Source organism: Aquabacterium sp. (genome assembly GCF_036279655.1).
Lineage (GTDB): Bacteria > Pseudomonadota > Gammaproteobacteria > Burkholderiales > Burkholderiaceae_C > Aquabacterium.
This window is the reverse complement of the sequence record NZ_DASUIT010000049.1, coordinates 1-8475: the sequence shown is the minus strand read 5'-3', so window position 1 is coordinate 8475 and position 8475 is coordinate 1. Positions and strand designations below refer to the sequence as shown.

Below are 8475 nucleotides of genomic sequence, written 5' to 3'. Positions count from 1 at the left end.
GCCCTGGCGGGGGTGATGTGGGCGGCCAACTACGGCTCGGTGCAGCACACCATGGGCTTCCTGCCGGGCCTCAAGGCCTTCACGGCGGCGGTGTTCGGTGGCATCGGCAATCTGGGCGGGGCCATGGTGGGCGGCATCCTGCTGGGCCTGATCGAAGCCATGGGCGCGGGCTACATCGGTGACCTGACCGGAGGCATGCTGGGCAGCAACTACCAGGACATCTTTGCCTTCACCGTGCTGATCCTGATCCTCACCCTGCGGCCCCAGGGCCTGTTGGGCGAGCGCGTGGCCGACCGCGCTTGAGGGGGAGGGCGATCACATGGACCACAAGAAGCTCATCACCTTCCTGATCAGTGCCGTCGCACTGGCTGTGCTGCCCCTGCTGCTGCAGGGCGTGGGCCATGCCTGGGTGCGCATCATCGACACGGCCCTGCTGTACATCCTGCTGGCCCTGGGCCTGAACATCGTGGTGGGCTTCGCAGGCCTGCTGGACCTGGGCTACATCGCTTTTTATGCCGTGGGCGCCTACCTGTTCGCCCTGCTGGCCTCGCCGCACCTGACCGAGAACCTGCCGGCCCTGGCGGCCTTGTTCCCCAACGGCCTGCACGTGCCTGTGTGGCTGGCCATCCCTCTGGGGGCGGGTGTCGCGGCCATGGCGGGCGTGCTGCTGGGCGCGCCCACGCTCAAGTTGCGGGGCGACTACCTGGCCATCGTCACCCTGGGCTTTGGCGAGATCATCCGCGTCTTCCTCAACAACATGGACGCGCCGATCAACATCACCAACGGCCCCAAGGGCATCGACCGCATCGATTCGCTGTCAGTGTTCGGCGTGAACCTGGGGCAGCCGCTGGAGATCGCGGGCATGACCTTGCCGCCGGTGACCCTGCACTACTACCTCTTCCTGGCCGTGGTGGTGCTGGCCGTGATCATCTGCCTGCGCCTGAACGATTCGCGCCTGGGGCGGGCCTGGCGCGCCGTGCGCGAGGACGAGATCGCCGCCAAGGCCATGGGCCTGAACACACGCAACCTCAAGCTGCTGGCCTTTGGCCTGGGCGCCACCTTCGGGGGCGTGGCCGGGGTCTTGTTCGCCAGTTTCCAGGGCTTTGTCTCGCCTGAGTCCTTCAGCCTGCAGGAATCGGTCATGGTCGTGGCCATGGTGGTGCTGGGCGGCCTGGGGCATGTGCCCGGGGTCATCCTGGGCGCCTTCCTGCTGGCGGCCCTGCCCGAGGTGCTGCGCCACGTGGCGGGCCCGCTGCAGGCCATGACCGGGGGGCGACTGGATGCTGCCATCCTGCGCCAGTTGCTGGTGGCCCTGGCCATGATCGGCATCATGCTGCTGCGCCCGCGCGGCCTGTGGACGGCCAAGGAGTCGCAAGCATGAGCCCCACGCCCTTGCTTCAGGTCTCCGAGGTGAGCAAACGCTTCGGCGGGGTGCAGGCCCTCCAGGGGGTCGGCTTGAGCATCCAGCGCGGTGAGGTCCACGGACTGATCGGCCCCAACGGTGCGGGCAAGACCACCTTCTTCAATGTGATCACCGGCCTGGTGGCGGCCGACCATGGGCACTTCCACCTGGCGGGCCAGCGCTACAAGCCCAGCGCCGTACACCGGGTGGCGCGTGCGGGCATTGCGCGCACTTTCCAGAACATCCGCCTGTTCTCGGAGATGAGCGTGCTCGACAACGTGCGGGTGGGGCGCCATGTGCGCACCCGCGTGGGCTGGTGGCAGGCCGTGTTTCGCACGTCGGCCTTCCAGCGTGAAGAAGCCGCCATCACGCGTGATGCCATGGCCTTGCTGGATTTTGTGGGCCTGAGCGATCAGGCCGAGCGCATGGCGCGCACCCTCAGCTATGGCGACCAGCGCCGCCTGGAGATCGCTCGTGCCCTGGCCACCGAGCCGCAACTGCTGGCCCTGGACGAGCCGGCCGCCGGCATGAACGCGACCGAGAAGGTGGCCTTGCGCGAGCTGATCGAGCGCATCCGCGCTCAGGGCCGCACCATCTTGCTCATCGAGCACGATGTGAAGCTGGTCATGGGCTTGTGCGATCAGGTCACCGTGCTGGACCAGGGGCAACTGATCGCCCAGGGCCGCCCTGAACAGGTGCAGGCCGATGCCCGCGTGATCGAGGCCTACCTGGGCAGTGCCCACCAGGCCTACGAGTTGCCCCATGAAGAGGTGGTCGACACGCACGACCCCGATGCCGACGACGAAGAAGGTGATCGCCCATGAGCCCGGACGCCAACGCTCCCATCGTGCTGAGCACGCACGGCCTGTGTGTGTCCTACGGTGGTATTCAGGCGGTCAAGCACCTGTCCATCGAACTGCAGGCCGGTGAGCTGGTCAGCCTGATCGGCGCCAACGGCGCCGGCAAGACCACCACCCTCAAGGCCATCTGTGGCCTGATCCAGCCCCAGTCCGGAGAGGTCCGCTACATGGGGCAGGCCGTGCATGCGCAAGGCCCCTGGAGCCTGGTGAGCCAGGGCCTGGTCATGGTGCCCGAGGGGCGCGGCATCTTCATGCGCATGTCCATCGACGAGAACCTGCGCATGGGCGCCTATCTGCGCCGTGATGACCAGATCGATGCTGATATCGAGGCCGTCTACGCGCGCTTTCCGCGCCTGAAGGAGCGCCACAAGCAACTGGCCGGCACCTTGTCGGGAGGCGAGCAGCAGATGCTGGCCATGGGCCGGGCCCTGCTGGCGCGCCCCAAGGTCCTGCTGCTGGACGAGCCCTCCATGGGCCTGTCGCCCATCATGGTCGACAAGATCTTTGAGGTGGTGGCCGATGTCTCGAAGCAGGGCGTGACCGTGCTGCTGGTTGAGCAGAACGCCCACCGCGCGCTGGAGATGGCCGATCGCGCCTATGTGATGGAATCTGGCGAGATGGTGCTCACCGGTGCGGCCAGTGACTTGCTGGGCGATCCGCAGGTGCAGGCGGCTTACTTGGGGGCGTAGCCTTCAGGGTACTGCGGCACCTCATCCTGGATGGTCCACCAGTTGGCCTTGGAGGCCACATAGGCATGAAAGGCCGGGCGCACGGGCAGGGGCTGCTGGATCAGGCCAGCGCGGATGCGCAGCACCCCAGGCAGGCTGTCGCGGAAGCTGAACATGGGTGAGCCACAGTGCCCGCAGAAGGTCCGCGTCTTGCCGGGGGACGACTCATAGTGCTTGAGCAGGGCCGTGTCCGACGTCCAGCTGAAAGCCTGGTGCGCCACCGGGATGTTGGTGGCGAAGGGCCCGCCCTGTGCTTGACGGCATTGACTGCAGTGACAAACCTGGATGGGTTCCAGATCACCGCTGATCTCGAATCGAAGGCCTCCGCAGAGGCAGTGTCCTGTGTACATGGCTCAACCTTCAGTGTGGCTGTGGAGCAGGCAGAAGAACAAAAGGGCAAACGCCGCCACCCACAGCGCGATGCTGACGATCTGGCGCTGCAGGCGCGACAGGGCCTGGATTCCACCACGATAGACGATGACACCCGCGCCCAACAGGGCTGGGGTGACGCACGCCAGCCAGGCATAGGCGCCGGCGAGCTGGTAATAGCCATCGCCATGCCGGGAGGGCAGCACCAGATGTCCCGTGGCGGCGCCGATCAGGAAGTAGACCTGCAGAGCGGCTAGCAGGCCGAGCTCCATACGGGTTTGGGTTCGTGGCGTCCTGGCCATGGTCAGGTTGCCACAAGAGGCACAGTGTCGTTCATTGGGGTGCCCTTTCAAGGCAGGCTATCGTGGCACATGGATGCGGGCCTTGATGTGCTTGAGGTTGGCCACGATGGTGAAGGTCATGATCACCAGCAGCGACCATGCACTCCATTTGCTCACATGCACGGTCGACCAGGCACCCAACTGGTTGGGGTATTTCCACAAGCCATAGAAGGTGCTTAGGTTCTCTGCCAGCCAGATGAACAAGCCGATCAGCACGAAGGCCAGCAGCAGCGGCATCCGGCGGTCACGGTGCAGCGGCCGAAAGACCACGGTCGATCGGGCATACAGGCCCAGGGCGCAAGCCGCCAGGTACCAGCGGTAATCGCCGATGTAGTGGTGGGTGAAGAAGTTGGCATAGATCAGCCCCGCCATCAGGGCTGCCATCCAGTGCGGCGGGTGATGAAGGATGCGCAGATCCAGCAGCCGCCAGGCCTGGATGATATAGCTGCCGACGGCGGCATACATGAAGCCGGAGAACAGGGGCACGCCCAGCACCTTGGTGTAGGCAAAGTCCGGATAGGACCAGGACTTGATGCCCTGTGAGGTCTTGAAGGCCTCCAGGGCAAAGCCCACGAGGTGGAAGATCGTGATGGCCTTGAGCTCGTCGATCGACTCCAGCTTCGTCCACACCATGCCCACCTGGATGACCAGAGCGATCAGCAACAGCACATCGTATCGAGGCACCCCGGCCAGGCCTGTGCGGGGCACCAGCAGCACCGAGGCGAAGAACAGCCCGGCAAACAGGCAGGCCCGAGCTTCCTTGAGCCCGAAGTGGATGAACTCCAGGAGCGGGCTGCTGGCTTGCGTATTCAATGGCATACGTCAGCTCTCGTCATTCAGCCTGATGGCACGCCACGCACAGCTTGTTGCCATCGGGGTCTCGGAAATATGCGCCATAGTAGTGGGCGTGGTACTCGGGGCGCAGGCCAGGCGGACCCTCGCAGGTTCCACCGTGGGCCAGCGCGATGGCATGGACCTGATCCACCTGCTCACGGGATCGAGCCAGGAACGCCACCATCTGGCCATTGCCCGCTTGATGCGCCTGCTGATCATGAGGGCGGCCGATCAAGAAGTAGGGCCGTGGATCGGGAGACGACTGCCACCCCGCCCATGGGCGTTCAGGCTCCTGAAAGCGGCACTGAATACCGAGCGCATCGAGTACGGGCGTATAGAACGCCAGGGCTCGATCGAAGTCAGTGACGCCCACCATGATGTGTGAAAACACCGGATCCCCCCTTCAAGAGGCGACAGCCGCTGATGCAGCGCGCCACGGATAGTCCATCTGACGGGCGGTGGCGGTGGCCAGGGACGTGGAACACAAGCGATCCACCAGATGAAGACACATGTCGATGCCCGCCGAGATGCCCGCAGAGGTGATCACAGACCCCTGTTCAACCCATCGTGGGCCATCGATCACCTGGAGCGCGGGGAACATCTCGGCCAGGTCGGCCTGGTCTTCCCAATGGGTGGTGACAGGCCCTTCGGTGATCACCCCGGCCTGGGCCAGAATGAAGGCGCCCGTGCAGACAGACGCCACCTGCCTGGCGGACGCGCTGCACTGCTGAACCCATTGCAAGACGGCCGGTTTGAGCAACTCGGCAGCCACCACACCCCCTGGCACGACCAGGATGTCAATGCTCGGGTGGGCGCCCATGGCATGGTCCGGGACGATGCGCAAACCCGCCCTGGCCTGGACAGGGTGCAGGCTCTCGGCGACGGAGAAAACCTGAAAGGGCGCCTCTTGCCCCGGGTTCAGGCGCTGGCTGACCCGGCTGCAGGTGGTGAACACCTCGAAGGGGCCAGCGAAGTCCAGTGCCTCGACCTCTGGGAACAGGTAGATGCCGACGTTCATGCGGCGGCGCCCTGGCTTGGCGGGACGATGATGGCCTGTTGCAGCTCCTCGTCCGTCGGGCGCTGGAACTCCTTGTCCATGAAGTCGAACATCATGGGCGTGACCTCGAATGAATACGTGTCGCCCTTGTCAAGGTTGCGCTTCATGACGCGCTCCTTGCGAACGGCCTGCGGTGCATCGAGCACATGCAATTGGATGCCTGCGCCGATGCTGACGGCCAGCGTGCGGAAGTGCTGCCGACTCTCCAGCTTGGTGAAGCCCAGATCGAGGATGACGTGGCCTTGGTTCTTGCAGACTTGAGACGCCACGGCCCAGATCTGGGCCTCGCAGCGCCTGACCCGCTCCATGATCCATGCCAGATTCAGGCCTGCAGGCATGTCGGGCGCGAACATCTGTTGCATCCATTCGTCGATGGAAAAGCGCACGGCATGTTCTTGCTCGGCCAGGTGTCTGGCGTAGGTGGATTTGCCTGCGCCTTGAGGGCCCAGGATCAGATGGATTGTTCCCATGGGTGTTTTGTTTGTTTGAATGATTCTAAGGAGGGAAGCAGTTGACGAGTGCGCGGTCTGTAGTTTCGGCGGAGGACATTCTCCGTTAGGTTGGAATGTCCACAAAAGTCAGGCAAGCTCCTGGCGTCAGCTTGACCAACCGGTTAGGCCAAACACCGTTTTTTAACGCTTGGACACGGATACTTCCGCTAGGTTCGAATGTACATAAAATTCAGACAATGGCCTGTGGACTCAGGTGGCTTCGTAGCCGTAATTCCACTTCAGATCGAACAACCTATCTGCAGCACATCGCTGAATCGTAGCGATGAGCAAACGAATCGCGAATTCGACGGCTTCAGATAGCTTCTTGCTAGTTAATTTGTCCTCTTCATAGCTATCGCGAAGCCCGAACGGGTAATCCAAATTTGCTGATCCGTGAACGTAAGAGGAACGTAAGTCGTACAGGTGTCCTACAACGTTCTTTGATTGACCGGAAGGCCCTAGCCAGATCTGGCTTTTTTCCGAAAGTTGGCGCCTCAAATCGCCGGTCCCGTCGCTAAAGAAGGCTTCTAACCCCTGCATTGCCCGAAAAAGCGTTTCACCTGACTGAGATGATGGCAGCGAGATGGCATGGGTTAAGGCAGCGAGGGTTCGTTGAATTCGGGTGCGAGCCACGGCACTTGAGAAGGCTCCCAACTCCTTTGCCCATACGCACAACTTGGTTAGCTGAAGATCATCGATTTGAGGCCACTTTGATCTGCGGAAATCGCCAGAGTGCATTTCATAAAAGAACCATTGCCTGGGAATCGTGGAGAACACTTTGTCTTCCACTAGAACCACGCCTCCAGCAATACCCAGACTTCCTGGGCGAGCAATTTGGGCAAGGATGACTGAAGTGGTTATGGCCTGTTCCAACTGATTGGCGGAAAACGCTTCAAGTAGGCCGCTTGGAGAAGTAGTGTCACCGTCGTCGAACCTGACCAAGCAGGTCACCTGATACAGAGAAAAAATAGATGTTCTCACACCATTCAAAACCTTCTCCAAGCTCGAAAGAACATGAGGATTCGGAGCGCTTTCATTGATTTTCACATCGCTCAGTGTCGAACAGATGATTGGCAGAGTCTGGGGCAACTCCCTGATTGAGTTTGCCATTCGGGCATTATTTTCGGCAGCCCATTCAAGCTCGTCAGGATATGGGCGTCTAGCTGCAATCCAGGCCTCTGCCTGGCGAGATATCAACATAATGCGTCCTTTAATCCTAGCGAATAGCTATGGCGGTTGTTTGAGGCGGCCTAACGCCCGCGGTAAGCTGCACCGGAGTGCGCAGCAAGGAGGGAACCAACAAGCGAAGCTTGTTGGTGTCGGCTTGACCAAACAGTTAGGCTCGTGCGCGCAGGCAAAGCAGGTTGCACTGCCTTAGCGTAAAAACTTGTGGGAACGTTTGACGATTGCATGACCTCGACCTTTTTTTGTGTTCGAACTACTGCCAGTTCAGGCTTGGCATTCATTTCTTGATTACTGCTTCCGAAGGAAGTGCTGGCAATGTCGCGCTTGTATAAACCGTTGAGGCTAAAGAAATGAAGAATCCCACAATGATGGCCCACGTAATATTTTTATGAAATTCCACCCTGCGCTCAAGTACCCGTGACTGCTCGCCCCAGCAAAAGCATGATTCAGGGCCAAATATTGACGCAATAATTTCATTGCGCTCACCAATTGAGCCAAGGGTTGCAATTGCAATTCCAACAAGAGCAAAAAAAATGATGTTTTTTACCACTTCGGGCGAGAACCCGATAAGCGCGCCAATTTTTGGAAAGCCCGCGTAAAAAAAACACGCCAATGCTGCGTAGAACGACAGTAACAAGAAAGTCGAAACTTTCTGATTTACTCTTGTTCGTGAAATTTGAGGCTCAAGTTCATCGGCCAGCAAAAGTGACCAGTTTTTGTCATCTGATGCTATTGTGAATTTTACTCGCCCTTCCTTTTCGAAGGTGAAGGAAATGCTTGCCACCCATTTTCTGTCCCACGGCGCAATTGTGTGAGCTGGGTCGGTCTTCCTCAGCTCAATTACGAGATGCTGAATCCGATGCTTGTATGTGTTTGGGTCAGCCAGTAGATCATCTAGTTCGGTTGTTTCATAAAAGCGATCATCTTCGCGCCGCACAAAATACACAAGCGTTGTTGTTTGCTGTAAGGATTGAGCTTTGCTATTAAGAATTCCAGAAATTCTGCGAATTCCATCCTCATCAAGCAAAAAATGCCCTTTTTGGTCACGTTCAATCCCGGAAGAAAGTTTTAGCATATTTGTATTCGTTGTTAACCGCGTGACTGGCTGAGAGCATCCCGCACGGCAAGTTTGCAAAGGCCTAACGCAGAGTTAGGCCACGCATGCTGCGGGAAGCGCCCGTGCCCAAGCTCAAGATGGCGTTACCACT

Annotated in this window: 12 protein-coding genes; 4 read left to right on the top strand and 8 right to left on the bottom strand. The window is 60.2% G+C overall.

Annotated features, from left to right (window positions below; genetic code table 11):
* From VFW84_RS05545 to VFW84_RS05530, 4 genes are all read left to right on the top strand, one after another.
* Positions 1 to 303: ABC transporter permease subunit (locus tag VFW84_RS05545; protein WP_414638902.1), on the top strand; the 303-nt coding region annotated here is incomplete at its 5' end.
* Positions 304 to 319: 16 nt separating this feature from the next.
* Entirely contained in the window at positions 320 to 1381 is a 1062-nt protein-coding gene (locus VFW84_RS05540; RefSeq protein ID WP_329679444.1) for a branched-chain amino acid ABC transporter permease, read from the top strand.
* Positions 1378 to 2226: an ABC transporter ATP-binding protein gene (locus tag VFW84_RS05535; protein ID WP_329679443.1), complete on the top strand. Its 849-nt coding sequence runs from the start codon at positions 1378 to 1380 to the stop codon at positions 2224 to 2226. Before VFW84_RS05540 ends, VFW84_RS05535 begins: the two co-directional genes overlap by 4 nt.
* Complete coding sequence (locus VFW84_RS05530; RefSeq protein WP_329679442.1) at positions 2223 to 2951, top strand: ABC transporter ATP-binding protein; 729 nt, start codon at positions 2223 to 2225, stop codon at positions 2949 to 2951. Before VFW84_RS05535 ends, VFW84_RS05530 begins: the two co-directional genes overlap by 4 nt.
* Here VFW84_RS05530 and VFW84_RS05525 read toward each other — a convergent pair.
* The 8 genes from VFW84_RS05525 to VFW84_RS05490 all read right to left on the bottom strand — a co-directional run bounded on the left by VFW84_RS05525 (position 2936) and on the right by VFW84_RS05490 (position 8342).
* Entirely contained in the window at positions 2936 to 3340 is a 405-nt protein-coding gene (locus VFW84_RS05525; protein WP_329679441.1) for a GFA family protein, read from the bottom strand. The two genes, VFW84_RS05530 and VFW84_RS05525, sit on opposite strands and share 16 nt — an antisense overlap.
* 3 nt (positions 3341 to 3343) lie before the next feature.
* Complete coding sequence (locus VFW84_RS05520) at positions 3344 to 3631, bottom strand: hypothetical protein (protein ID WP_329679440.1); 288 nt, start codon at positions 3629 to 3631, stop codon at positions 3344 to 3346.
* A gap of 87 nt (positions 3632 to 3718) precedes the next feature.
* Complete coding sequence (locus VFW84_RS05515) at positions 3719 to 4519, bottom strand: DUF817 domain-containing protein (protein ID WP_329679439.1); 801 nt, start codon at positions 4517 to 4519, stop codon at positions 3719 to 3721.
* 13 nt (positions 4520 to 4532) lie between these two features.
* Positions 4533 to 4925 (bottom strand): VOC family protein, encoded by a 393-nt coding sequence (locus tag VFW84_RS05510; protein WP_329679438.1) that lies wholly within the window; start codon positions 4923 to 4925, stop codon positions 4533 to 4535.
* Positions 4926 to 4937: 12 nt separating this feature from the next.
* Positions 4938 to 5552 carry a DJ-1/PfpI family protein gene (locus tag VFW84_RS05505; protein WP_329679437.1) on the bottom strand — a complete coding sequence of 205 codons (615 nt, stop codon included), beginning with the start codon at positions 5550 to 5552 and terminating at the stop codon, positions 4938 to 4940.
* Positions 5549 to 6061: an ATP-binding protein gene (locus VFW84_RS05500; protein WP_329679436.1), complete on the bottom strand. Its 513-nt coding sequence runs from the start codon at positions 6059 to 6061 to the stop codon at positions 5549 to 5551. The genes VFW84_RS05505 and VFW84_RS05500 overlap by 4 nt, the downstream gene beginning before the upstream one ends.
* A 231-nt stretch (positions 6062 to 6292) precedes the next feature.
* Positions 6293 to 7282 (bottom strand): hypothetical protein, encoded by a 990-nt coding sequence (locus VFW84_RS05495; RefSeq protein ID WP_329679435.1) that lies wholly within the window; start codon positions 7280 to 7282, stop codon positions 6293 to 6295.
* 262 nt (positions 7283 to 7544) lie between these two features.
* Positions 7545 to 8342, bottom strand: coding sequence for a hypothetical protein (locus VFW84_RS05490; protein WP_329679434.1), 798 nt, complete (start codon positions 8340 to 8342; stop codon positions 7545 to 7547).
* Positions 8343 to 8475: the final 133 nt, after the last annotated feature.